26 protein-coding genes are annotated in these 24,690 nt (G+C 65.6%); 15 read left to right on the top strand and 11 right to left on the bottom strand.

Annotated elements, in window-relative coordinates:
• Positions 1-64 precede the first annotated feature (64 nt).
• Positions 65-265 (top strand): hypothetical protein, encoded by a 201-nt coding sequence (locus tag ASE85_RS24060; protein WP_235523580.1) that lies wholly within the window; start codon positions 65-67, stop codon positions 263-265.
• Positions 266-421: 156 nt separating this feature from the next.
• Here the strand turns inward: ASE85_RS24060 and ASE85_RS16270 are convergent, their stop codons facing one another.
• Positions 422-1,675, bottom strand: coding sequence for an MBL fold metallo-hydrolase (locus ASE85_RS16270; protein ID WP_443018538.1), 1,254 nt, complete (start codon positions 1,673-1,675; stop codon positions 422-424).
• A gap of 291 nt (positions 1,676-1,966) precedes the next feature.
• Between ASE85_RS16270 and ASE85_RS16265 the strand changes: the two genes are divergently transcribed.
• A complete protein-coding gene (locus tag ASE85_RS16265; RefSeq protein ID WP_056691265.1) occupies positions 1,967-2,965 on the top strand; it encodes an aromatic ring-hydroxylating dioxygenase subunit alpha in 999 nt (332 codons plus the stop codon).
• A gap of 70 nt (positions 2,966-3,035) precedes the next feature.
• Here the strand turns inward: ASE85_RS16265 and ASE85_RS16260 are convergent, their stop codons facing one another.
• Positions 3,036-4,397 (bottom strand): methyl-accepting chemotaxis protein, encoded by a 1,362-nt coding sequence (locus ASE85_RS16260; protein WP_056690669.1) that lies wholly within the window; start codon positions 4,395-4,397, stop codon positions 3,036-3,038.
• Positions 4,398-4,534: 137 nt separating this feature from the next.
• Here ASE85_RS16260 and ASE85_RS16255 point away from each other — a divergent pair, with 137 nt between their 5' ends.
• Positions 4,535-5,161, top strand: coding sequence for a DUF1345 domain-containing protein (locus tag ASE85_RS16255; protein ID WP_056691260.1), 627 nt, complete (start codon positions 4,535-4,537; stop codon positions 5,159-5,161).
• Positions 5,162-5,169: 8 nt separating this feature from the next.
• Here ASE85_RS16255 and thiL read toward each other — a convergent pair whose 3' ends face one another.
• Genes thiL through mnmA form a run of 6 tightly spaced genes read right to left on the bottom strand, consistent with a single transcriptional unit; the run spans position 5,170 to position 9,892 of the window.
• Positions 5,170-6,084: a thiamine-phosphate kinase gene (gene thiL / locus ASE85_RS16250; protein ID WP_056690666.1), complete on the bottom strand. Its 915-nt coding sequence runs from the start codon at positions 6,082-6,084 to the stop codon at positions 5,170-5,172.
• Positions 6,085-6,118: 34 nt separating this feature from the next.
• Complete coding sequence (gene nusB, locus ASE85_RS16245; protein ID WP_056690662.1) at positions 6,119-6,565, bottom strand: transcription antitermination factor NusB; 447 nt, start codon at positions 6,563-6,565, stop codon at positions 6,119-6,121.
• 21 nt (positions 6,566-6,586) lie between these two features.
• Entirely contained in the window at positions 6,587-7,876 is a 1,290-nt protein-coding gene (gene hisD, locus ASE85_RS16240; RefSeq protein ID WP_056690657.1) for a histidinol dehydrogenase, read from the bottom strand.
• Positions 7,866-8,528 carry an ATP phosphoribosyltransferase gene (gene hisG / locus ASE85_RS16235; RefSeq protein WP_056690654.1) on the bottom strand — a complete coding sequence of 221 codons (663 nt, stop codon included), beginning with the start codon at positions 8,526-8,528 and terminating at the stop codon, positions 7,866-7,868. The genes hisD and hisG overlap by 11 nt, the downstream gene beginning before the upstream one ends.
• A gap of 55 nt (positions 8,529-8,583) precedes the next feature.
• A complete protein-coding gene (locus ASE85_RS23585) occupies positions 8,584-8,751 on the bottom strand; it encodes a hypothetical protein (RefSeq protein WP_200928385.1) in 168 nt (55 codons plus the stop codon).
• A gap of 34 nt (positions 8,752-8,785) precedes the next feature.
• Entirely contained in the window at positions 8,786-9,892 is a 1,107-nt protein-coding gene (gene mnmA / locus ASE85_RS16230) for a tRNA 2-thiouridine(34) synthase MnmA (protein WP_056690649.1), read from the bottom strand.
• A 163-nt stretch (positions 9,893-10,055) separates the two neighbouring features.
• On the opposite strand from mnmA, the gene ASE85_RS16225 reads away from it, so the two are divergent.
• The 3 genes from ASE85_RS16225 (at position 10,056) to ASE85_RS16215 (ending at position 11,224) form a co-directional block, all read left to right on the top strand.
• Positions 10,056-10,352, top strand: coding sequence for a hypothetical protein (locus tag ASE85_RS16225; protein WP_056690647.1), 297 nt, complete (start codon positions 10,056-10,058; stop codon positions 10,350-10,352).
• Positions 10,353-10,462: 110 nt separating this feature from the next.
• Positions 10,463-10,762 carry a CtrA inhibitor SciP gene (sciP, locus tag ASE85_RS16220; RefSeq protein ID WP_056690643.1) on the top strand — a complete coding sequence of 100 codons (300 nt, stop codon included), beginning with the start codon at positions 10,463-10,465 and terminating at the stop codon, positions 10,760-10,762.
• 207 nt (positions 10,763-10,969) lie between these two features.
• The gene (locus ASE85_RS16215; RefSeq protein ID WP_056691257.1) at positions 10,970-11,224 is read left to right on the top strand and encodes a GlsB/YeaQ/YmgE family stress response membrane protein; all 255 of its coding nucleotides are present in this window, start codon (positions 10,970-10,972) and stop codon (positions 11,222-11,224) included.
• A 59-nt stretch (positions 11,225-11,283) separates the two neighbouring features.
• Here the strand turns inward: ASE85_RS16215 and ASE85_RS16210 are convergent, their stop codons facing one another.
• Positions 11,284-11,532, bottom strand: coding sequence for a GlsB/YeaQ/YmgE family stress response membrane protein (locus ASE85_RS16210; RefSeq protein ID WP_056690641.1), 249 nt, complete (start codon positions 11,530-11,532; stop codon positions 11,284-11,286).
• Between the two features lie 247 nt (positions 11,533-11,779).
• On the opposite strand from ASE85_RS16210, the gene ASE85_RS16205 reads away from it, so the two are divergent.
• From ASE85_RS16205 to ASE85_RS16195, 3 genes are all read left to right on the top strand, one after another.
• Positions 11,780-12,952, top strand: a complete 1,173-nt coding sequence (locus ASE85_RS16205) for an efflux RND transporter periplasmic adaptor subunit (protein WP_056690639.1) — start codon at positions 11,780-11,782, stop codon at positions 12,950-12,952.
• An 81-nt stretch (positions 12,953-13,033) separates the two neighbouring features.
• Positions 13,034-16,204 carry an efflux RND transporter permease subunit gene (locus tag ASE85_RS16200; protein ID WP_056690636.1) on the top strand — a complete coding sequence of 1,057 codons (3,171 nt, stop codon included), beginning with the start codon at positions 13,034-13,036 and terminating at the stop codon, positions 16,202-16,204.
• 83 nt (positions 16,205-16,287) lie between these two features.
• Complete coding sequence (locus ASE85_RS16195) at positions 16,288-17,553, top strand: DUF445 domain-containing protein (protein WP_056690633.1); 1,266 nt, start codon at positions 16,288-16,290, stop codon at positions 17,551-17,553.
• Positions 17,554-17,756: 203 nt separating this feature from the next.
• Here ASE85_RS16195 and ASE85_RS16190 read toward each other — a convergent pair whose 3' ends face one another.
• Positions 17,757-18,341, bottom strand: a complete 585-nt coding sequence (locus tag ASE85_RS16190) for an EF-hand domain-containing protein (protein WP_056690628.1) — start codon at positions 18,339-18,341, stop codon at positions 17,757-17,759.
• A 202-nt stretch (positions 18,342-18,543) separates the two neighbouring features.
• Here ASE85_RS16190 and ASE85_RS16185 point away from each other — a divergent pair, with 202 nt between their 5' ends.
• The 6 genes from ASE85_RS16185 to ribH all read left to right on the top strand — a co-directional run bounded on the left by ASE85_RS16185 (position 18,544) and on the right by ribH (position 23,423).
• Complete coding sequence (locus ASE85_RS16185) at positions 18,544-19,266, top strand: energy transducer TonB (protein ID WP_235523579.1); 723 nt, start codon at positions 18,544-18,546, stop codon at positions 19,264-19,266.
• 87 nt (positions 19,267-19,353) lie between these two features.
• Positions 19,354-19,875 (top strand): hypothetical protein, encoded by a 522-nt coding sequence (locus ASE85_RS16180; protein WP_056691249.1) that lies wholly within the window; start codon positions 19,354-19,356, stop codon positions 19,873-19,875.
• Positions 19,876-19,888: 13 nt separating this feature from the next.
• Entirely contained in the window at positions 19,889-20,890 is a 1,002-nt protein-coding gene (ribD, locus tag ASE85_RS16175; protein ID WP_268795138.1) for a bifunctional diaminohydroxyphosphoribosylaminopyrimidine deaminase/5-amino-6-(5-phosphoribosylamino)uracil reductase RibD, read from the top strand.
• A gap of 104 nt (positions 20,891-20,994) precedes the next feature.
• Positions 20,995-21,603 (top strand): riboflavin synthase, encoded by a 609-nt coding sequence (locus ASE85_RS16170; RefSeq protein ID WP_056690623.1) that lies wholly within the window; start codon positions 20,995-20,997, stop codon positions 21,601-21,603.
• A 101-nt stretch (positions 21,604-21,704) separates the two neighbouring features.
• Positions 21,705-22,988: a 3,4-dihydroxy-2-butanone-4-phosphate synthase gene (gene ribB / locus ASE85_RS16165; protein ID WP_056690620.1), complete on the top strand. Its 1,284-nt coding sequence runs from the start codon at positions 21,705-21,707 to the stop codon at positions 22,986-22,988.
• A 12-nt stretch (positions 22,989-23,000) separates the two neighbouring features.
• Positions 23,001-23,423 (top strand): 6,7-dimethyl-8-ribityllumazine synthase, encoded by a 423-nt coding sequence (ribH, locus tag ASE85_RS16160; protein WP_056690617.1) that lies wholly within the window; start codon positions 23,001-23,003, stop codon positions 23,421-23,423.
• A 116-nt stretch (positions 23,424-23,539) separates the two neighbouring features.
• Here ribH and ASE85_RS16155 read toward each other — a convergent pair whose 3' ends face one another.
• On the bottom strand, positions 23,540-24,634 hold the full coding sequence (locus ASE85_RS16155) for an alkene reductase (protein WP_056690614.1): 1,095 nt from the start codon (positions 24,632-24,634) through the stop codon (positions 23,540-23,542).
• Positions 24,635-24,690 lie beyond the last annotated feature (56 nt).

Raw genomic sequence — 24,690 nt, 5'->3', positions numbered from 1 at the left:
CCGCTGCACCCCGCGCATATGGGGCACGACGGCGGTAAAGCCGACCGTGCGGGCGGAAGGGGCGATGGGCGAAACCGATGTCCGCCTCGATATCCAGACCATCGCGCATATTCCCGAACCGTCGGGCATTCCCCATAGCGCCGTCATCAAGCGGCGGCGCGCGACCGAGCGGCTGGGCGATTGCAGTCAGACGCCAGCTAGAGCCCGCTGCGTTAAATCCGACGTAGGTCGCGCGCGCTGGTTTTTTGTTTTCGCACCGTTTTAAGCGAAAAACCCGGTTCCCACTTTTCCGCAAGATGCTCTAGCCTGACCGGGCGCGAAGGCGGCTGCGTCATGTGTGGGCTTTCCTGTGCACCGCCTCTGTATAGCCTGTGGTCAGTCGCTGTATGACCCTGTGCATGGCCTGTGGATAAGTCCGGGACTATTCGAGCGCGCGGATCGCCCGTTCGTCGCAGCGTTTCGCGCCGATCGGTACCGGGCTGACCGTCGGCACCGGCAGACTCTGGCCGATGCGCAGCGGGGCGAAGCGCTTCCGGTCGATCCCGGCGCAGCGCAGATAGAGTTCCAGCATGCGGGGCGGCGTATCCCATTGTTCGTAGGAGAGGCGGAACGTGCCCCAATGGATCGGGATCGCGGTCGAAGCACCCAACCGCTCGAACACCTCCACCGCCTGTGCCGGGCCGATATGCGCGTCCGACGCCATTTGCCCCTTCCAGAAGCGGAAGGCGCCGATCGGGATAAGCGCCAGCCGGATCGGGCCATAGCGCTTCGCCTCATAAGGCCAGCCCAGATCGCCCGCGCCGGTATCGCCGGCAAAGAAGATATTGCCCGCCCGCGTCTCGATCAGGAAGCTCGACCATAGCGCCCGGTTGCGGTCGGTGCCCCAACGGCTGCCCCAATGATGGTTGCGGGTCACATGGACGCGATAGTCGGGGCAATGTTCGTAATTGCCGCACTGGATCACAGCCTGCGGGGCGAGGCCGTTGAGCGCCGCGCCACTGACCGACTGGCCCCAGTCCAGCGCCGTCGCCGGGATGCCCTGCGCCTTGAGGATCGCGTCATTGCCCAGGCTGGTGACGATCCTGGGCCGATCCCGCTCCCACAGCTTTTTCAGCGTGGGCAGGTCCATATGGTCATAATGATTGTGGCTGAGGACGATCAGGTCGATTTTCGGCAGGTCGTCGAAGCGGATGCCGGGTTCCGCCACCCGTTTCGGCCCCAGCGGCGGCAGCGGGCTGGCATAGTCGGACCAGATCGGATCGGTCAGGATGTTGAGGCCCGCCGCCTGCACCAGCACGGTCGCATGGCCGACCCAGGTGGCGACCATGCCGCGCGGCGCGGCGAAGGGTGCGGGCCGAGCGGGCTTGACCGCAATGGCGATCGGCCATGCGGGACGGTCGTCATTTCCCACCAGCCAGCGCGCGATGAAGCCCTGCCGGCTGGTGCCCGGCGGCGCCGGGGTTTCGATCGCGCCATCGGGGTTGAGGAAATGGGCGCCGTCATAATGGCGGCTGACCGGCCCTTCATAATAGATTCGGTCGAGGAAAGGCGGGATGATCGTGATCGCCAGGCACAAAGCGATGACGGCGAACAGCAGCGTAACCGCCACGCCTTTGACTATGCGAACGCACCGGTTGATGTGGACGCCCCGGTTGATGTGGACAGGGCGACCCATGACTATTCCCGTTTCTGGTCCCGTTTCTGGCATGTCCCGGACATAGCGCAAGCCGACGACGGGGCAAGGGCGCGTCTGCTTCCGGCATGATTGACTGGAATTGCAATTCTATTTATTGTGCTGCCACGCCTGGTAGTGCGGCCGTCATGGTCGCGCTTGGGAAGGCGACGCGGGGATACATCCGCGTCGACAGCTGCAGGCCGCTTGTCCTTCGGGACGGTCCTTTCGGGGATGGAGCGGCGCAGCCTCTGGACGTGCCCTTCATCGCCCGCCGATGATGGAGAGATGCCGATGTCCGATTATGTACGCAACCTTTGGTATATGGCCGCCTGGGATCATGAAGTGCCCGATGGCGGCATGCTGTCGCGCACCCTGCTCGACGGCAAATGGCTGATCGCGCGGCTGCCCGATGGCGACTATGCCATGCTGGCGGATCGCTGCCCGCATCGGTTCGTGCCACTCAGCAAGGGGCGGCTGGACGGCGATGTCATCCATTGCCCCTATCACGGGCTGGGCTTCGACCGCAGCGGCGCCTGCGTCCACAATCCCTTTCCCGCGCCGCCGCCGACCCATGTCCGGGTGGCGACGATGCCGATCGTTCATCGCCATCGCGGCCTGTGGTTCTGGCCCGGCGACCCGGACAAGGCCGATCCGGCGCTGATCCCCGACTTCGCCTTCGTCGATCGGGAGGGGATGAGCCGCAGTCGCATGACGATTCACGGCCATTATGAATTGCTGACCGACAATCTGATGGACCTGACCCATGCCGAGTTCCTGCATGTCACCAGCTTTGGCGTGAACGGCTCGATCTTTTCAGGCACCCAGTCGGTCACGAAGGATGGCAGCGGCGCGATCTGGAACAATTGGGATATGGAGGCGGTGACGCCACCCGATTGGGCGCTGCCGTTGCTGGGGGACAGCGCACCGATCGACCAGTGGCTGCACATGCGCTGGCATGCGCCAGCCTGCATGGCGCTGACCGTAGGGTTGGCCCGCACCGGGACCGACCGGCGCGCGATGGTGGTGCCGCAGATGGTCAACCCGCACATCATCACGCCCGAAACGCCGGGCAGCTCGCATTATTTCTATGACCATGAGGCGACGGAGGAGGCTGCGGCGCTCGCGCGTCAGGTCTTTGTCGAGGAGGATGAGCCGATGATCGAGGCGGCGCAGGATGCGCTGGCCGGCCAGGATTTCTGGGACGCGCGCCCCGCCATCCTGGAAACCGACGCCGGCGCGATCCGTGCCCGCCGCAGACTGATGCAGTTGCGCCGGGCGGAGGCGGCCTGAACCTCGTCCCTTTCGCTTCGAGCCGGCGTCTCGACAGGCTCGAAGCGAACGGATGTGGAATTTGGGCAGCTCAGCCCTGGTCCTGATAGGCCATCTGGAGGATGCCCCAATGGCGGCCCTTCACATGAATGGAGGCAATCACCTGTTTCAGCAGGATGACGTCGCCATCGGCGGTCAGGCGGCGATAGGCTTTGATGCGGAAGGGTTTGACCGTATGACATTCGGACCGCGTATCTTCGCCCTCGAAAATCGACCCCTGCCGGGAATATTCCAGATTCCAGTTGATGTCGCCGTGCCGTTGCGGTTGCGCGCGTTCGGGCATGGCGACGGCTCCAAAGGCGTTGCGGTCGGTGAAGGTCATGCCGAAAAGGCCGGGGAAGCTGCGCGCCTTTTCCTGCGCGGCGCGGGCTGCCGGCAGCATCACGGCCTGCACCGGATGGGTGAACAGCGGCGGGTTGGTGCCGACCACCGGCACATAATGATCGCTGAAAATCGCTGCTTCGCTGACATCGCCTGCGTCGATCGCCCGCTCGATCGCGCGGGTGACCTGCTCCGCGCTGTCCAGACCGAAATGGATATAGGGCGAATCGGGAATATCCACGCCGCTCTCGGCCAGATATTGCAGCAGATCATTGGTGTCGTTGCTGGCGGTGGAGACGCGCCCCGACAGGCGTTGCAGCCCATCGGCATTGTCGGTCGATGTGCTGGCCAGCGCTGCAAGCCCGCCGCGAATCTCCCCGGCCGATCCGACCATCGACGCGATCCGCCCGGCCATCGTCTCGCTGTTGCTCGACAGGCCCTGCATCAACGTGCCCAGCCGGTCGACCAGCATCTCGATATTCTTGGTGTCGTTAAGCGCGGTACGCGCAGTCTGAGCGCCATGGGTGATGCTGGTCAGCATGCCGCCCGCCTCGCCGGTCAGGGCTGCGATCGACTGTTCGATCGTATGGGTTGCAGCGGCGGTTTCCTGCGCCAGCTTCTTCACTTCGGACGCGACCACGGCAAAGCCGCGGCCGGCGTCGCCAGCGCGCGCCGCCTCGATCGTGGCGTTGAGCGCGAGCAGATTGGTCTGGCTGGCGATGCCGCTGATGACGCTGGTGACATGGGCCACGGTCTTGAGCGCTTCGCCGAAACCGTCCAGCCGCGCATGGATGCGGCTGACCTGTTCGATCAGGTCGACGAAATTATGATTGGCGGTGGATAGCTGACGACCCGAATCGTCGATGATCGCGCGGGCGGCGACCGCCTGCTCTCGCGCCACCTGTCCTGCCATCGATACGCTGTCGCCATCGCGCGACAATTGCGACGCGGCGCCGCTGATCGCCTCGATCGTGCGCGCCTGATGCGTCACCCGGTCGGCCAGTTCGCTGATGTCTGCCTGAAGGTCGAGCGTGCGGATGCCCAGGTCGCCAGATAATTTGGCGACCTTCATTACCGCTCTGGCGACGTTATCGGAGTGTGCTTCTTTTCCCACATGCCCAGCGCTACCCGCTCATGGTGAAAGAATCGTTAGCGATCCGAACGCGAAGCCGCTTGTAAAGCGTGACCTTTGCGCCTTTGATGCCGGTCATGCGCGCCCTTTCCCTCTTTCCCTGGCGCTATGGCATGTTCCTGGCGCTGCTGGCGGTTATCGTGCCGCTGGCGCTGATCCTGCCCTGGCATGAGGCGGTAATGGCGGGATTCGACATTGCCGCCCTCGCCTTCATGGCGTCGGTCGCGCCGCTGATCGACGCCACGTCCGCGACGATGCGGCGCAATGCGCAGGCGAATGACGCGAATCGGGAATTGATGCTGCTGCTGACCGGGATCGTCAGTCTGGTGATATTGGTCGCGGTAGGCGTGGCGGTAAGCCAGCATGGCGGGCCGAACGGCTGGATGATCGCGCTGCTGCTGGCGACGTTGCTGATCGCCTGGCTTTTTTCCAACCTCGTCTATGCGATGCACTACGCCCATATCTTCTACCTGCCCGGCGACAAGATGCGGGATCGCGGCGGGCTGGATTTCCCGGATACGGACGAGCCGGGCTATTGGGATTTCCTCTATTTCGCCTTCACGCTGGGCATGACCTTCCAGACGTCGGACGTGTCGGTGACGGCGAGCGCGATACGGCGGACGGTGCTGTTCCAGTGCCTCGCCGCATTCCTGTTCAACCTGGGCATCCTGGCGTTCACCATCAACGTGCTGGGCGGCGGCTAAGGAAAGGATTAGCCATGCTCCCAGCCCAAGCTGTCGGGTAGCGGGATGACGGCGCCGTCGATCCTGAGAATCAGGCCAGATCCTTCGCCGACATGGCCGACAGGGATGGCGCGCACCGGCGGCGGTGCGCCCTTCGGCAGAGCGAACAGCAGTTCATAATCGTCGCCCGCCCGCGCGGCGGCCAGTTGCACGGCAACGCTGGCGCCGCGCACCTTTTCCAGCGCGAGCGACAGGGGGATATGGTCAATGGTGATGGCGACGCCGCTGGCCTGCGCCATGCGCGATGCGTCGATCAGCAGGCCGTCGGACAGGTCCATCATCGCGCTGGCGACGGGGGCGAGCAGCCCGCCTTCGGCAAGGCGCGGGCGGGGGCGGCGATAGGCTTCGACCAGCGGACCGGACGCGGATGGATCGGCCATGGCCAGCGTGAGGCCGATGCCAGCGTCACCGACCGGACCGGTGACATACAGGCGGTCGCCCGGCCGCGCACCGCTGCGGGTAGGCACCGCTCCGGTCGCTTCGCCGATGGCGGTCAGGCTGTAGCTGCGGGCGGAGCCGGCGGGCATCTTCACCGTGTCGCCGCCCAGCAGCGGCATGGCGTGGCGGTCCAGCGCCTCGCCAAGGCCGGCGATGAAGGCCTCGTCCCAGCCATCGTCGCCCGACAGCGCATAGTTGAGCAGGCAACCGACCGGCCGCGCGCCCTTGGCCGCCAGGTCGGACAGGTTCACCGCCGCCAGTTTCCAGCCGATGTCCTGTGGCGGATCGGTGGGGAGATAATGGACCCCCTCAACCATCGTGTCGCTGGTGAGGATGAGGCGGCTGCTGCCGATCGGCAGCACCGCGACATCGTCCACCAGTCCCTGCGCGGCAGGATCATGCGCCAACAGGCGCAGCAGGGTTAGGAAGCGGGATTCGGCGGACATGAACCCACTCTACACGGCTGCGCGGCGCAACGCTTTACTTCCGCACATCCTTCGACACGCCGTCGAGCAGGCCGTTGACGAAGCCGGATTCGCGCTTGTCGTAGAAGGCGTGAGCGACATCGACATATTCGCTGATGACCGTGCCGGTGCCGACATCGAGGCGGGCGAGCAATTCATAGGTGCCGGCGCGCAATATCTGGCGCATCGGCTTGTCGAGCCGCTCAAGGCTCCAGCCGCTCGACAGGCGGGCGGTGATGAGGCCGTCAATCTCGTCGCGGCGGCGATCCACGCCCTGGACGATATCGTCGAAGAACGGCTCCTCCGCCTGCGCATAGGTGACATCCTCGATCGTGGCGCCGAGGCGGTGCTGGTGGAATTCATGCAGCAGGATGTGGACGGGCGTACCCTCCATTTCGAGCTGATACAGCGCCTGGACCGCGGCGAGGCGCGCGGCGGAGCGGGATTTGGAGCGGTCGTTCATAGCTATGTCCCTATGGGATGATCATTTAAGGCGCAACGCCACCGAAGCGGCGTGCGCGGGCAGCCCTTCGGCCTGCGCCAGCGCGACGGCGGCGGGGCCGATCGCGCCGATGGCTGCGGACGTGAGGCTGAGGAAGCTGGTGCGCTTCATGAAGTCGAGTACCGACAGGCCAGACGAGAAGCGGGCGCGGCGGCCGGTGGGCAGGACGTGATTCGGCCCGGCGACATAATCGCCGACGGCTTCGGGCGTCATGCGGCCGAGGAAGACGGACCCGGCATGGCGGACCTGCGCAAAGAGCGATTCGGGATCGTCCACGGCAAGTTCCAGATGTTCGGCCGCGAGCCGATCGACCAGCGGCATGGCCTCGTCGAAATCGCGGACCAGGACGATCGCGCCATTAGCGTCCCAACTGGCGCGAGCGACGGCGCTGGTGGACAGCGTCGGAATCTGGCGCTCGACGGCGGCGGCGACCGCATCGGCGAAGGCCGCGTCGTCGGTGAAGAGGATCGACTGGCTGGTCGGGTCATGTTCCGACTGGCTGAGCAGATCGGCGGCGGTCCATTCCGGGTCGTTCCGGCCATCGGCGACGACGACGATTTCGGACGGGCCGGCGACCATGTCGATGCCGACCACGCCGTAAAGCTGGCGCTTGGCTTCGGCGACCCACGCATTGCCGGGACCGGTGATGACGTCCACCGGCTTGATGCGATCGGTGCCATAGGCGAGCGCGGCGACGGCCTGTGCGCCGCCGACGCGCCAGATTTCCTCGATTCCCGCAATCTGCGCGGCGGCGAGGACGAGCGGGTTGATCTCGCCACCCGGCGTCGGCGTCACCATGGCGATGCGCTGTACGCCCGCGACCTTGGCCGGGATGACGTTCATCAGCAGCGAGCTGGGATAGGCGGCACGCCCGCCCGGCACATAGAGGCCGGCGGCATCGACCGCATTCCAGCGCGCGCCAAGACGCACGCCGGCGCTGTCGATGCCATCGCTGTCCTGCGGCTTCTGCTTTTCATGATAGGCGGTGATGCGCGCCGCGGCGAGTTCGAGCGCGTCGCGCAGTTCGGTGGAAATGCCGTCGAGCGCCGCACGGGTTTCCGCAGGGGTAACGGCCCAGCCGCTGACGTCCAGGTCGTGGCGGTCGAAGCGCTGGGTATAATCGGCCAGCGCGGCGTCGCCCCCGGCGCGAACCGCTTTCAGGATCGCGGTCACATCGCGCGAGACATCCTCGTCCGCCTCGCGGCGGGCATCGACCAGCGCTGTGAAGGCGGCCGCGAAATCGACGTCGGTGGTGTCGAGCCTAAGCGGCATCCTGCACCCCCACGGCGGCGCGGAACGCCTCCACCAGCGGCGAGAGTTCCGCCGAGCGCATCTTGTAGGCGGCGCGGTTGACGATCAGACGCGCGGAAATCTGCATGATGATATCGGTTTCGATCAGGCCATTGGCCTTCAGCGTCGCGCCCGACGACACGAGATCCACGATCCGGCGCGACAGGCCGAGCGAAGGGGCCAGTTCCATCGCGCCGTTCAATTTCACGCATTCGGCCTGAAGCCCGCGCTTTTCATAATAGCGGCGGGTGAGGTGCGGATATTTGGTCGCGACGCGGACATGGCTCATCGCGGCCTGATCTTCGTCGGCCGCATCGACCGGTTCGGCGACCGACAGGCGGCAATGGCCGATATCGAGGTCGACCGGCGCGTAGAGTTCGGAATAGCTGAACTCCTCGACCACGTCGGAGCCGACGATGCCGATCTGCGCCGCGCCATGGGCGACGAAGGTGGCCACGTCGAAGGCGCGCACGCGGATGATCGACACGTCGGGCCGGTTGGTGGCGAAACGCAGCGCCCGGCTCTTCTTGTCGTGAAATTCCGCCTCCGGCTCGATACCGGCTTTGGCGAGCAGGGGCAGCGCTTCATCGAGGATGCGCCCCTTGGGGATGGCGAAGGTGAGCGGGCGAGTCATGACCGGCGCGCCTTACGCGCGGGGGCGCGAAAGGGCAAGGTTCCTGGCTCTATCGCTAGGGTAGCGTGATGGACAACTCCAACGGTGCAGCAGCATCGACAAACAACCTAGTGCCATCATCAAATTCGATCACGACTTCCTGCTCTCGGAAGCGCGAGACGTGTTTCACAACTCGACCCAATAGCATCGACGTCGCACGTTCCGCCTCTTCTTCCAACGCCATCCAAATATCCTGACCCGTTTTTTGCGAGGATAAGCTACGCCGCTTCCGCCATCGCAGCTTCCGTTTGCGCGATCCAGCCGCCGCCCAGCACGCGCTCGCCGGCGTAGAGGACCGCCGCCTGCCCCGGCGCGACGCCATATTCGGGCGCGTCGAACAGCAGACGATCGCCGTCCAGCCTTGCCGGGACCGGCTTGGCCATCGACCGCACCTTGGCGGTCAGCGGCCCGGTAAAGTCGCCGCCCAGCCAGTTGATATCGCTCAAGACCGCGCCCGACACCGCCAGCGCCGCCCGTGGCCCCACGATCACGCGCCTGGCCGCCGCGTCCAGCCGCACGACATAGAGCGGGTCGGGCTGGCCGCCGATGTCCAGCCCCTTGCGCTGGCCGACCGTGAAATGGATCATCCCCTTGTGGCGACCCAGCACGCGGCCGTCGATATGGACGATGTCCCCGCCTTCGTCCGCATCGGGGCGCAGCTTGCGCACGATCTTGGCGTAATCGCCGTCCGGCACGAAACAGATGTCCTGGCTGTCGGGCTTCAAAGCCACCGACAGGCCGAGTTCGGCCGCAATCTCGCGCACCTGCGGCTTGGGCAAGCCGCCTAAAGGGAAGCGCAGATAGTCGAGTTGCGCCTGAGTCGTGGCGAAGAGGAAATAGCTCTGGTCGCGGGCCGGGTCGGCGGCGCGGTGGAGTTCTGCGCCCGCAGCGCCCTCGACCCGCTGGACATAATGGCCGGTGGCGAGGCAGTCCGCGCCCAGATCGCGCGCGATCTGGAACAGGTCGGTGAACTTCACCCCCATATTGCACTTCACGCACGGAATGGGCGTGCGGCCGGCCATATATTCGTCGGCGAAGTCGACGATCACCGAATCGCGGAAGGCGGTTTCATAATCAAAGACATAGTGGGCGATGCCGATGCGGTCTGCGACCGCGCGCGCGTCGCGGATATCCTGCCCCGCGCAGCAACTGCCGGTGCGTCCAACCGCCGCGCCGTGATCGTAAAGCTGGAGCGTGACGCCGATCACTTCGGCGCCGGTTTTCGCGGCCAGCGCCGCGACGACGCTGCTGTCCACGCCACCCGACATGGCGACGACGATACGCCGCGCGCTGAGCGGCTCGGCAAGCTGAAACTGGGGCTGCATGGGCGCGCCTATAGTGCAAGGGGCGCGGCGGCGCAAAAGTTAACAAAGTGTGACGCCCATTTGGCCCCAATCGGGTCGGATCGACGCGAAACGGCGACCGGACGAGTCACGAAAGCCAACCCAAGTTTACGGACCTTTATCCATTGCCCCGTAAAAGAGGGTCATGGATCTGAGTTTCCTTCGGGGCGGCGGGCTGAAGCCCGGCGTTCCCAGACCCCTCAGCCGGCCGCGCGTACCGGCCTGGCCATTTCTGCGGGCTGCCACGGCGGCTGCGCAGGCGGCCAGTCCCACCGCGCAAGCGGTGGCGGGTGTCCTGCGGGGGCAGGGCGGAAGCGATGACTGGGTCCAGGAACTGGCGGGAGTTTTCGCGCCACGTTCCGGCGGCAAGATCGAAGCCGTGCGTCTCGCGGGAAGCTTCAACCCGTTGATCGCGAGCCGTTTAGCCAGGGGGCATGAATGATGAAGGCTGTGTTTACCGTGGGGCTTTAGCCGTTCTTCAGGGCTGACGCACATAATCGGGGGAACTAAGGCCTAATTCGGTAACGCCAGTGCCGCACTTTGAGGGTAAGAATGATCGAGAACCAGAAAATCAAGCCCGCCCAGGTCGTAGGGCCACTCGGAGAGCCTCTGACGCTGGACAGCCTGCCGCCTGCGGACACGACCCGCTGGGTGGTGCGGCGCAAGGCGGAAGTGGTCGCGGCGGTGAATGGCGGCCTGCTGAGCGTGGACGAAGCGTGCGCACGCTATAATCTGACGCTGGAGGAATTCGCCGGCTGGCAGCGTGCGGTCGACCGGTCGGGCATGCACGGCCTGCGCGTCACCCGCATCCAATATTATAAGTCGCTCTATGAGCGGCAGCAGAAATATTGATCGTCACCCTGACGATCTGAACGCGGATATGAAGGGGCCGTCGGATATCGATCCGGCGGCCCCTTTTCGTTGCGGGAGCGCACGAACGACGCAAAGCCAAGATGGTTTCCATCCCGGAATCATTTTTGGTGCATGGAACGCCCGGTGACTTGCTCCGTTATTGCTGCACCCAACGCGCTGTGGGCGTGGTAAAGGAGATATGCCATGATTGGACTTATTATCTGGTTGGTGGTTGGCGGCATTGTCGGCTGGCTTGCCAGCATGGTCATGCGCACCGACGCACAGCAGGGCGTCCTGCTCAATATCGTCGTCGGTATCGTCGGCGCTTTCATCGGTGGCCTGATTTTCAGCGGTGGCAACGTCAACCCTGCCCTGTCGATCACGAGCTTCCTCGTGTCGCTGGTCGGCGCGATCATCCTGCTGGCGATCGTCAATCTGGTCCGTCGCGGATCGGTGCGCTAAACCCGCACGACATCGTATAAAGCAAAAGGGCTGCGCCATCGCGCAGCCCTTTTTTTGTTTCAGCGTCGTCCCGCGAACCAGCGGTAGATGGCCAGCACGGCCACCGCCCCCAATATCGCGGCGACGAACCCGGCCTTCTGGCCCGGTGCGTAAAGGCCCCCGAGTCGCCCGACGAAGCCGGCAAGCAAGGCCCCGGCTATCCCCAGCAAGATCGTGACCACGCATCCGCCCGGATCGCGGCCGGGCATGATCAGTCGCGCGATCGCACCTGCAAGCAGGCCGACCACGATCCATCCCAGCAAGTCCATGCTGCGTTCCCTTTTTATATATAAGCATCGACCCGCCAGCCATTGCGCCACAGTCCGCCATTTTTGGCAAGTCCATGTGGCCGCAGGGACAGGAACGGCACGATATGCCGCCATGCCCGCTCCGTCAGCCGCACATTATCATTTTGCCGTCCCACTTCGAACCATGATATTGGGGCTTGAGGGTGGTGCTATATTCATATAACACAGTTACCAACAGGGCGGAAGCGCCGGAGAGACGAGAAGCGGGATGAATTACGAAACCCAGTTGGTGGGCGATTCCATGACGATCATCGACGATGAGGATGCGCGCCGGCGGCGCAAGCGCATGCTGCTGATCGGCGGCGGCGCGATCGTCCTGCTGGTGACGGCAGCGGCCCTGATCGCGATGCGCGGGGAAAAGGCAGGCGATGCCGCCGCGCCGACCGCGCAGGTGCCCGTCGTCACGGTCGTCAGCCCCGGCCAGTCCACTGTTGCCCGCACCGTCAGCGCGACCGGATCACTCGCCGCGCGGGTCGACATGCCGGTCGGCGTGGTCGGCGAAGGCGGCATGGTGACGCGCGTGCTGGTGCAGCCGGGCGACTGGGTGCGCGCGGGACAGGTGCTGGCCACCGTCGAACGCTCCGTCCAGGCCGAACAGGTCCGCTCGCTCGCCGCGCAGGTGGAGGTGCAGCGCGCCAATGCCAAGCTGGCGCAGGCACAGCTCGATCGCGCCAAGGCGCTGGTCGGGCGCGGCTTCATCAGCGCCGCCGACATCGACCAGCGCACCGCGACCCGCGATCAGGCCGAAGCGCAGGTCCGCGTCGCGGCGGCGCAACTGGCCGAGCAGCAGGCGCGTACCGGCCGGCTCGACATTCGCGCGCCCGCGTCCGGGCTGGTGCTGACCCGCACGGTCGAACCCGGCCAGATCGTCCAGGCCGGCGGCGGCACGCTGTTCCGCATGGCCAAGGATGGCGAGATGGAAATGCAGGCGCAGGTGGCCGAAGGCGATCTGGCGACCTTGCGCGCGGGCAACAGCGCGACGGTCACGCCGATCGGCAGCAGCCAGTCCGTTGCCGGCCGGGTGTGGCAGGTGTCGCCGGTGGTCGATCCGCAGACGCGGCAGGGCATCGCCCGCATCAATCTTGGCCGCAATCCGGCGATCCGCCCCGGCGGCTTCGCCTCGGCGCTGTTGACCAGCGGTTCCGGTACCGCCCCGCTATTGCCGGAATCGGCGGTGCAGAGCGATCCCAAGGGCAGCTTCGTCTATATCGTCAATGCCAAGGGCCAGGTGGAACGGCGCTCCGTGACCGTCGGCCAGGTGTCCGACAATGGCGTGGCCGTGACGAGCGGCATAACCGGCAGCGAACAGATCGTCACTTCCGCCGGCGCCTTCCTGACGCCGGGGCAGAAGGTGAAGCCGGAACTGGCCAAGGGCCGCTGAAAGACCGGCGCGGGCGGACGTCCGCATCGGAGGCATCGGGAGGAACGGGCGCCTGACCGCGCCCGGTGAAGGAAGCGCGTCATGAATTTTCGCAATATATCGGCATGGGCGATCCGCAATCCGGTGACGCCACTGGTGCTGTTCGCCGCCTTGATGATGGCGGGCATCGTCAGTTTCATGCGGATGGACGTCAACAATAATCCCGACGTCAGCTTCCCGATGGTCAGCGTCACCGTGTCGCAGCCGGGCGCCGCCCCGACCGAACTGGAAACCCAGGTCACCCAGCGGGTCGAAGCCGCCGTGCGCGGAATCAGCGGCGTGGACGACATCACTTCCTTCGCGTCCGAAGGCCAGTCGCTGACCAATGTCCAGTTCCAGATCGGCACGCCGGTCGATCGCGCGGTCGCAGACGTGAAGAATGCCGTCGACCAGATTCGCAGCGACCTGCCCGACGGCATCCTGGAACCGCAGGTCCAGCGCATCGACGTGGACGGCGGCCCGATCGCCTATTTCAGCGCCGAAGCGACCGACATGACGCTGGAGGAACTGTCCTGGTATGTGGACAACACCGTCGCCAAGCGGCTGCTGTCGATCAGCGGTATGGCGGCGGTCCGGCGCGGTGGTGGCGTCAGCCGCGAAATTCGCGTCATCGTCGATCCCGCGAAGCTACAGGCCTATGGCGTCACGGCGGCGCAGGTGAATGCGCAGTTGCAGCAGGTCAATCTGAACGCCGCGGGCGGGCGCACCGAAATTGCGGGCGCCGAACAGTCGATCCGCGTGCTGGGCAATGCCACCAGCGCCCGTACCCTGGGCGATACCCAGATCGCCATTTCCGGCGGCCGCACCGCCAAGCTGTCCGACCTCGCCACCGTCCGCGACATGTATGCCGAACAGCGCAGCCTGGCGCTGATGAACGGTCGCCAGGTCACCAGCTTCAGCCTGGAAAAGGCCAAGGGATCGTCCGACGTCACCGTCTATGACGATGCGATGAAGGTGCTGGACCAGTTGCGGAAGGAAAATCCCAAGGTCCAGTATAAGCAGCTCTATTCGAGCGTCGACTATACGAAGGAACAATATCACAGCGCCATGGCGGCGATGATCGAGGGCGCCGTGCTGGCGGTCGTCATCGTCTTCCTGTTCCTGCGCGACTGGCGCGCGACGATGATTTCCGCACTGGCGATCCCGCTGTCGGCGATTCCCGCCTTCTGGTTCATGGATATGATGGGCTTCACGCTGAACAGCATTTCGCTGCTGGCGCTGAGTCTGGTCGCGGGCGTGCTGGTCGACGACGCGATCGTGGAGATCGAGAACATCGTGCGCCACATGCGCATGGGCAAAAGCGCCTATCAGGCGTCGATCGACGCCGCAGACGAGATCGGCCTGGCGGTGCTGGCGACCACCATGGCGATCGTCGCGGTATTCCTGCCGGTCGCGCTGATGCCCGGCCTGTCGGGCCAGTTCTTCATCCAGTTCGGCATGACCGTCGTCGTATCGGTGCTGATGAGCCTGGCCGTCGCGCGCCTGATCACGCCGATGATCGCCGCCTATTTCCTGAAGGCGCATGGCGAGGAAAGCCATGGCGAAGGCTGGCTGATGGACCGCTATATGAGCGTGCTGCGCTGGTCGCTGAACGACGAGAAGGCGAAGGAGCGGCGCGCGCGCGGTGGTTTCCGTAACCGGTTGGCCGGATTCTTCACCGATCATCGCGTCTGGACGCTGGGCATGGGCTTTGCCGCCTTCGGCGCGACCATCTTCGCCTTTGCGACCTTGCCGATGACGTTCCAGCCGACCACCAACACAGATTTCAGCCAAGTGAAGATCGAGACGGTGCCCGGCAGCACGCTGGCCCAGACCACCGCCATCACCCGCAAGGTCGCCGACCTGCTGAGCGCCGACAAGGATGTGGTCGAGGCCGCCTTCGCCGATATCGAGCCGACCGGCGCGGACATCTTCCTGACGCTCAAGAAGGATCGGCCGATCAGTTCGGTCGACTGGGAGCGCAAGGTGGCACCGCAGTTCCAGACCGTCGCCGATGCGCGTGTCAATTTCCAGTCGCAGTCGGGCGGCGGCTTCGGCCGCGACATCATCATGATGTTCGGCTCGGACGATCCCGCCTTGCTGGAACAGACCGCCAACCGGCTGGTGCATGAAATGGCCGGCATTCCCGAACTGCGTGCGCCCCGCGTGCAGGGGGACATGCAGCGCCCCGAAATTCTCATCAAGCCGCGCCCGGACCTGGCCGCCAGCCTGGGCGTGACCACGATGGCCTTGAGCCAGTCGATCCGCATCGCGACGATCGGCGATATCGACCAGAATGTCGCCAAATTCTCCCTGTCCGACCGCCAGATCCCGATCCGTGTCGCGCTGGCCGAGGACAGCCGCAAGGATATCGCCACGATCGAGAATATGCCGGTGCCGACCGTGGCGGGCGGCTCCGTGCCGCTCAAGGTCGTGGCCGACATCAGCTTTGGTGCCGGACCGACCCAGATTCGTCGCTACAACCAGATTCGCCGTGTCGTCGTGGGTGCGGACCTGGCGCCGGGCATCGTCACCAGCCAGGCCATGGCCAAGATCGACGCCCTGCCGCTGATGAAGGACATCGTCGCCGGCAAGATCCAGGGTGTGCAGAAGCTCAACGCGGGCGACGCGAAGTGGCAGGCGGAGATGATCCAGAATTTCATCATCGCCGTCTTTTCCGGCATCCTGCTGGTGCTGGCGGTGCTGACCCTGCTCTACAAGCGGCTGATGCCGCCCTTCGTCAACCTGGGCTCGCTGCTGCTGGCGCCGCTCGGCGGCGCGCTGGCGCTGCACATCGCGGGGCAGCCCATTTCCATGCCGGTGTTCATCGGCCTGCTGATGCTGCTGGGCATCGTCGCCAAGAATTCGATCCTCGTCATCGACTTCGCACTGGAGGAGATGGAAAAGGGCGTGCCCAAGAAGGAAGCGATCGTCGACGCCGGGCACAAGCGCGCCCAGCCGATCGTGATGACCACGGTGGCCATGGTCGCCGGCATGGTGCCGACCGCGCTCGCTTTGTCAGGCGACGGCGCCTGGCGCGCGCCGATGGGCATCACCGTGATCGGTGGCCTGATGCTGTCGACGGTGCTGACGCTGGTGATCGTGCCGGCGGTGTTCAGCCTGGCGACCGGGCTGGAAAGCTGGATCGGCCCACGGCTGGGCCGTGGCCTGCTCACCTACAAGGCAGGCGACGACGGCAAGCCGGTACGGGGCGCCGTCCATCCGGCCGAATGACGATGCGCGTTCGGGCCGGGAAGCCGGAAGGGCCAAAAGAAAGCCTTGCCTGAACGAAACGGCAGCGTAACCGTTAAGGGGTCATGACTCTGCTTCGCCTGCCCCGGCCAAAAGATCTTTTGACGCCCCATCCCGCCCGGCGGATGCGGCTGGTGGCGACAGGCATGCTGGTGGCGATGGCCGCCCTGTTCATCGCCGCGCGGGCCACCGTGCATCTCCACCCAGCCATCGCGTTCGTCCAGGCCTTTGCCGAGGCGGCGATGGTCGGCGGGCTGGCCGACTGGTTCGCGGTGACGGCGCTGTTCCGCCATCCGCTCGGCCTGCCCATCCCCCATACCGCCATCATCCCGCGCAACAAGGACCGGATCGGCGACACGCTGGCGCTGTTCCTGCGCGACAATTTCCTGATCCCCGCCGTGGTCGCGCGGCGGATGCGCCATATCGACGTCGCGGCGGCGGCCGGCCGATTTCTCGCCAGCCCGTCCGAAGGCGACGGCCGACTGCGCGAGGGCGCTTCGCGCCTGATCGCCGACGTGCTGGAGGCGCTGGACCAGGAGCGGCTGGGCGGCATGGTGAAGGGGGCGATAGGCCAGCGGCTGCGTGGCATCAATATCGGCCCGCTGGTGGGTCAGGCGATCGAGGCGGCGATGCGCGACGGCCGTCACGGGCCGGTGATGGACGGCATCATCCACTGGGCGGACCGCACGCTGGAGGCCAACGACCATCTTATCCGCCAGATGGTGCAGGAACGGGCGGGCAAGGTGCTGCGCTGGACCGGCCTCGACGAAAATCTGGCCAATGCGATCATCGACGGGCTGCGCAAGATGCTGGCCGACATGGCCGCCGATCCGGGTCACAGCCTGCGCCTGAAGGCCGAGGAAGGCATGGCCAAGCTGGCGTTCGACCTTCAGTTCGATCTGGAGATGCAGGCCAAGGTCGCCAGGATCCGGGACGAGATCGTGGATAATCCAGCGATGCAACGCTGGATCGAGGGGATGTGGGAACAGGCGCGCGGCGGGCTGCTGCGCGCGGTGCGCGATCCCGGCAAGGCGATGGCGGGGCGCCTGGGCGAAGCGCTGCGGGCGCTGGGCGGCACCTTGCAGGAGGAAGCGCGACTGCGGCTGGTCATCAACCGCTTCGTGCGTCGCGCGGCGGTGGGTGCGACGGCCAGCTATGGCGACGCGATCGTGCGGCTGGTCAGCGACACGGTGCGCGGATGGGATGCCGGCACGGTGACGTCGCGACTGGAAAATGCCGTCGGCCGCGACCTGCAATATATCCGTATCAACGGCACGTTGGTCGGCGGGCTGGTTGGTCTGGCGATCCACATGATCGACACGCTTTTTTAGGAAGAGCGGCGCCAGCCCTCTCCCGCACCCGGCCACCCATAGATGCTGCCTTCAGGTGGCCGAATGGGGAGAGGGCTGGCGCCGTCCTAAATGCGCTTTGGCGCATCTCCAAAAAGGTGTCGGGGCGCGTCGGGCCAAACGACGCGCCCCGACGGAACCAGCCGCGCAGAGGAGAGAAGGCAGCCGGTTCCTGTCTCGAAAGCCTATTCCTCCGGCTCGTCCGGCGGTCCGTGGCGGGGCGGAGGCGGAAGTTCGTCAGCGGTCAGCACGCCGTCGCCATTGCGGTCCTGATCGGCGAACAGGGCCAGCGCGGGGGCGAGAAATTCGGCGCGGTCGATCTGACCGTCATCATTGCCATCCTCCGGGTAGGGCATGGCGCGGCCCGGCGGTGGAGGCGGCGCGCCATCGGACCGGGCGCTGCCCTTTGGCCGACCGCCCGGCGGTGGACCACCGGCGCCGCCCGGACCGCCCGGCCCTCCGCGCCCCTTGCCGGGACCGTGTTGTGCCGACTCCGTCCGGGTGCGCGCCTGCGGTTCATGGCCGAGCATGCGCTGCATCGCCTGCACCGGCACCAGTCCGTCATTGTCCTGATCCATCAGGCCGAAGCGGCGGTCCATATAGGCGACCATTTCGTCACGGGTGATGCGCCCGTCGCCATCGGCATCGGCCGCCCAGGGACCGCCTTCGGGCGCAGCCGGCGGGGCGGACGGCATTTGGGCCAATAGCGGCGTCGAGGCGATAAGTGCGACAGCGAGTTGGACAGCAGAAAGACAGTGGCGAAAACGCATGGAGGCTCCTGGAAGCGGGATAGCCCTTGTCCTGGCACTGCCGCTTTGCCGCCATATGTCCCGATGCAGCCGCTATGTTGCAGGCGTTGAAAAATCATGTTGCAACATATCATTAAATGATGTTGTATCATTTCATCGACGGTAACAGCCTGATCGGTAGAATCGGGCACCGGCGAGAGGATGCGACACATAGAGGAGCCAGATGATGCGACTCATGAATATGCCGGCAATGGGGCATGCGCCGGGCAAGGCTGAAACGCCAGCGACAGGGGAAAACGGACAATCGCGTTATGGCGCGGGACGCAAGTCCCCGCTGGGGATGGGCGGCACCGTCGCGGTCCATGCGCTGGTGATCGGCGCTTTTCTGCTGATCCCCAAGGAGATCATCGACGTCATCACGCCATCGACGCCGATCACGACCCGCAATATTCCCGTCGAACCCCCGCCCCCGCTCGATCCGGTCGAGGATGTGAAGACCGACGCGAAGCTGCCAAGCCAGCCGCAGCCGGACCGGCCCACGGCGCCCGATCCCTTCGTGCCCTTGCCCACAGGCGATACCGGCCTGATCGGCAGCGACCACATCGGCGACATCGGGCCAGTCCCGCCGCCCTATATCCCGCCGCCCCTGCCCAACCCGGTCCTGACCGAAGCGTCGATCGACCCGCGCGCGAAGGGCGCGTTCCAACCCGACTATCCCGGCACGATGATTCGCCAGGGCGTGGAAGGCGCGGTCACGGTGCGCGTCACCATCAGCCCGGATGGCCGCGTCACCGCCATCGAGAAGGTCAGCGCCAGCGACGAAAGCTTCTGGCTGGCGACGGAGCGCCATGCACTGCGGAAATGGCGGTTCCGCCCAGCCACCCGCGACGGCGTGGCGATTACATCGACCAAGACGCTGACGGTCCGGTTCACGCTGACCAACTGACCGGATTTCACCGTCCGCCCTTGCCTTCGGCGTCGCTCCTTTGTTCCCCTCCCATCATTGGGAGGGGGTGGAAAAATGGAGGCCAGCATGGACCATTTTGCATCTGCGCCCGCCCTGTCCTATAAGGGCGGCATGGCGATCTTTCCCCGTCCCGTTTCTCCCAAAAGTGCGCTTGGCGACTTCTGGGGCTATTTCAAGCAGCAGCGGCAGCATAAATGGCCGCTGCTGGGCCTGTCCGTCGCGCTGACCTGGGTGATCGTGTGGACCTTCGTGATCGACGCGAACACCAACACGATGCCGACGCGCAACAAGATCATCTATGTCCAGAGCTGGGATGCGAGCCGGTCCGATGCGGCGATCATCCTGCAACAGAAGATAGACTTTGCGAAGCGCGAGGCGGCGCTGGTCAAGCAGCAGACCAAGATGCAGGGCTATGCCGACGCCTTCGGCATCGAATGGCGCGAAGAGGAAGCCCGCAACACCGCCAAGCGCAAGGAAGCCGTGAAGGCGATCGACGCAATGCTGGACGACCGGCTGGCCAAGGCGGAAGCCACGGACAAGACCGGGCCGCATGCCAGCGCGAAACCGGCGCCTGCCGCCCAGCCCTGACCCCCTGTTGATGATGCCGTCATCGCCTGCTGACGACCGGCGCTATATGGCCGCCGCCATCGCCCTGTCGGGGCGCGGGCGGGGCCTTTCCACCCCCAATCCCAATGTCGGTTGCCTGATCGTCCGCGATGATCAGGGTGAAGGGGGCCTGATCGTCGGGCGCGGCTGGACCCAGAAGGGCGGCCGCCCCCATGCCGAAGCACAGGCGCTGGAACAGGCGATGGACCGGGCGGCGGGCGCGACCGCCTATGTCACGCTGGAACCCTGTTTCCATCTGTCGCCGCGCGGGCCGCGCTGCGCCGACCTGATCGCGCGGGCCGGGGTTGCGCGCGTGGTGATCGCCCTGCGCGATCCCGATCCGCGCACCGACGGACAAGGGGCAAGCTGGCTGCGCGAGCGTGGCGTTACCGTCGACATGGGCCTGATGGCGGCGGAGGCCGCGCGCGCCATGGGCGGATTCGTCCTGCGCCAGACGCTGGGCCGGCCGCATGTGACGCTGAAGCTCGGCCTCTCGCTCGACGGGCGAATCGCGCTGCCCGACGGGTCGAGCCGCTGGATCACAGGGCCGGATGCGCGCGCCCATGCCCATATGGAGCGGGCGCGGCATGATGCCATATTGGTGGGCGGCGGCACGCTGCGTGCCGATGCGCCCCGGCTGGACGTGCGGCTGGCGGGGCTGGAGGCGCGATCGCCGCGCCGTGTCCTGCTAAGCCGGGGTGATGCGCCTGCCGGCTGGGAGCGGATCACCGCGCCGGGGGAGATCGCCACGCTGGATCGGGTCGATCATCTGCTGGTGGAGGGTGGCGCGGCGACGGCGGCCGCCTTCCTGCGCGCCGGGCTGGTGGACCGGCTGCTGCTTTATCGCGCGCCGATCATCGTGGGCGACGGGCTGGCCGGGATCGGCGACATCGGCCTCAATGACCTTGGCCAGGCGCATGGCCGCTGGCGCATGACCGACACCCGCACATTGGGTGTCGATCGGCTGGAGGTTTACGAGGTGATCCGGAGCGCCTAAGATTTGTCATGTTCCCCTGCGCAGGCCGGGGTCCAGTTCCATGACAGGGACTGGACCCCGGCCTGCGCAGGGGAACATTCTGTATAGTGAATGGATCAGAGCGCATGTTCACCGGCATCATCACCGACATCGGCACCATCCGCAGTCATGAACAGCGCGGCGACCTGCGCCTCGTCATCGGCTGTGCCTATGCGATGGACAGCGTAGCGATCGGCGCGTCGATCGCCTGTTCGGGCGCTTGCCTGACGGTGGTGGAAAAGGGCGAAGACTGGTTCGCGGTAGACCTGTCGGCCGAAACCGTGGTGCGCACCGCGCCGGGCCTTTGGGCGCAGGGCGGCCGGCTGAATCTGGAACGCGCGCTCAAGGTCGGCGACGAGCTGGGCGGTCATATCGTGACCGGCCATGTCGATGGTATCGGCACATTGATATCCGCCACGCAGGAAGGCGATTCGACCCGGCTGGTCATCAGCGCGCCCGCCGAACTGGCCGCCGCGCTCGCCGCAAAGGGGTCCATCACGGTCGATGGCATTTCGCTGACGGTGAACAGCGTCGAGGATCAGGCCGATGGCAGTGTGCATTTCGGCCTGAACATCATCCCGCACACGGCCGCCGCGACCACGCTGGATCGGCTGGACGACGGCCGCGCCTTCAATCTGGAAATCGACGTGCTGGCCCGTTATCTCGACCGGATGCAGAGCCTGCGCAATCGGTGAACGGGCATCGGATAGAACAGCTTACTGTGATTTCTCACTTGAAATAATCACATTGCAATGTGATATTGACGCCGATCCCATGAAGGGAAGGAGTCTTTTTCATGTCGTCCACGCTTCTCGATTCCGTCCGCAGCCTCGTCACCGATGGCGGCATGTCCCGGTCCGGTCTGGCGCGCGCCGCCGGGTTGCACGCCAACAGCTTGCGCAAGCTCGGCGAAAGCGACTGGAACCCGACCGCCGACACGCTGGGCAAGCTGGAAGCCTATCTGCTCAAGCGTGAAGGCGGCACCGCGCTCGCCAGTCCCGAAGAGATCATCAACGAAGCCCGCAACGGCCGCATGTTCATTCTGGTCGATGACGAGGATCGCGAGAATGAAGGCGATCTGGTCATCCCCGCGCAGATGGCGACCCCCGACGCGATCAACTTCATGGCGACGCACGGTCGCGGCCTCATCTGTCTGGCCCTGACCAAGGGGCGGGTCGATCAGTTGGGCCTGGACCTGATGAGCCGCAACAATGGCACGCGGCACGAAACCGCCTTCACCGTGTCGATCGAGGCGCGCGAGGGCGTCGATACCGGCATCAGCGCCGCCGACCGCGCCCGTACCGTGTCCGTCGCGATCGACGCTTCCAAGACCCGCGCCGATATCGTGACGCCGGGCCATGTCTTTCCGCTGATCGCCCGCGACGGTGGCGTGCTGGTGCGCACCGGTCATACCGAAGCGGCGGTCGACGTCGCCCGTCTGGCCGGCCTCAACCCGTCCGGCGTCATCTGCGAAGTGATGAAGGATGACGGCACGATGGCGCGGCTGGACGACCTGATCGTCTTTGCCCAGAAGCACAAGATGAAGATCGGCACGATCCGCGACCTGATCGCCTATCGCCGCCGGCATGACCATATGGTCGAGCGCCGCGCCGAAACCAGCTTCCACAGCCAGTGGGGCGGCGACTGGAAGGCGATCAGCTTCTACAATCGCGCGACCGAAAGCGAACAACTGGTCTTGCAGAAAGGCCATGTCTCGCCCGATCAGCCGACCCTCGTGCGCATGCACCAACTGTCGCTGCTGGACGATGTCTATGGTGCGGACGGATCGCGCGCCGGCTTGCTGGCAAAGTCGATGGAGATCATCGGCCAGGAAGGATCGGGCGTGATCGTGATCCTGACCGGCAATGAGGAAGGCGATTTCGTCAGCCGCTGCGTGCAGGCCCATGCCGGTGCAGCCCCGGCCGGCATGGACGAACTGCGCAACTATGGCGTGGGCGCGCAGTTGCTCGCCGAACTGGGCGTGCATGACATGGTCCTGCTCAGCAACAGCCAGCACAGCCTGATCGCGCTTGACGGCTATGACCTGTCCGTGGTTGGGCAACGCCCGATCGAGCTGTAAGGAACCACTATCATGGCCAAATTCCTGATCGTCGAAGCCCGCTTCTACGACCATCTCAACGACCTGCTGATCGAAGGCGCGAAGGCGGCGCTGGACGACGCCGGTCACAAATATGAGGTGGTGACGGTGCCGGGTGCGCTGGAAATCCCCGGCGCGATCGCGCTGGCGGCGGAAAGCGGCCGTTTCGACGGCTTCGTCGCGATCGGCGTGGTCATCCGCGGCGAAACCTATCATTTCGAAGTGGTGTCGAACGAAAGCGCGCGCGGCCTGATGGCGCTGAGCATGGACGCCATCGCCATCGGCAACGGCATCCTGACCGTCGAGAATGAAGAGCAGGCGCTGGTCCGCGCCCGCCCCGACCAGAAGGACAAGGGCGGCGAAGCGGCCAAGGCCGCGATCGCCATGCTGGCCCTGCGGGACCGGTTCGGGGCCTGATCCGCGCGAGCCGTGAATGAAAAAAGGGGCGGCTCCGGGTGGAGCCGCCCCTTTTTTGTTGGGTTGGAGTTTCCTGCCATGAGCCCCTCCCTAAAAGGGAGGGGGGAAATGGCGCTCTATGCCGCCGCCTTTTCCTGCTCCAGCGTCGGATAGTCGGTATAGCCCTCGGCGCCCGGACCGTACCAGGTCGTCATCGCCTGTGGCGGGTTGAGCGGCGCGCCTTCCTGCAAGCGCTCCACCAGATCGGGATTGGCCATCAGCGGGCGACCGAAGCTGATCGCGTCGGCCAGGCCGCTGGCGAGGTCCGCCTGTGCGCGTTGCGCATCATAATCGCTGTTCAGCACCAGCGGCCCCTTGAAATGCTGGCGGATGAGCGGCGACTGGCGCGGCACGTCGGTCGCACCGAACGTGCCGTCCGGACCCGGCTCGCGCAGTTCGAGGAAGGCGATGCCGATATCATTGAGCACATCGGCGGCCGCCGCGAACAGGGTCGCGGGATCGCTGTCATCCACGCCCTGCGAATCGCCATTGGGCGACAGGCGCACCGACACGCGATCGGCGCCGATGGCATCGACCACCGCCTGCGTCACCTCACGCAGCAGGCGGACGCGGTTTTCCACGCTGCCGCCATAGATATCGTCGCGGAAATTGCTGTTGTCGCGCAGAAATTCATCGATCAGATAGCCATTGGCGGCATGGATCTGCACCCCGTCGAAGCCGGCGGCGATCGCGTTATGCGCGGCGCGGACATAGGTGTCGATGATGCCGGGGATTTCCTCCAGCGCCAGCGGACGCGCGGTTTCATAGGGCTGCTTGCCCTCATAGGTGTGCGCGTCGCCCGGCGCGGCGGTGGCGCTGGCCGACACGGGCTGCTCGCCGGTCACGGCGCTATGCACGGCGCGGCCCATATGCCAGAGCTGGACGATGATCTTGCCGCCCTTGTCGTGCACAGCCTGAGTCACCGGCTGCCACGCGGCGACCTGTTCGTCCGACCAGATGCCCGGCGCATAGGGCCAGCCCAGCCCCTGTTGCGAAATACCGGTCGCCTCGCTTATGATAAGGCCGGCCGACGCGCGTTGCGCATAATAATCGGCCATGATCGGCGTCGGCACATGGGCGCGGGTGGCCCGGCCACGGGTCAGCGGGGCCATCAGAATGCGGTTGGCGGCGCTGACGGCGCCCAGCTGGATCGGATCGAACAGGCTCGTCATCGATAAGGCTCTCTTGTAATAAAGTTGCAATTTGCAACGGGACTTGCTGTGGAAAG

The sequence above is a fragment of the Sphingobium sp. Leaf26 genome, assembly GCF_001421665.1.
Classification (GTDB): Bacteria; Pseudomonadota; Alphaproteobacteria; order Sphingomonadales; family Sphingomonadaceae; genus Sphingobium.
The sequence above is the reverse complement of the archived record's forward strand: the minus strand, read 5'-3'. Positions and strand labels throughout refer to the sequence as shown.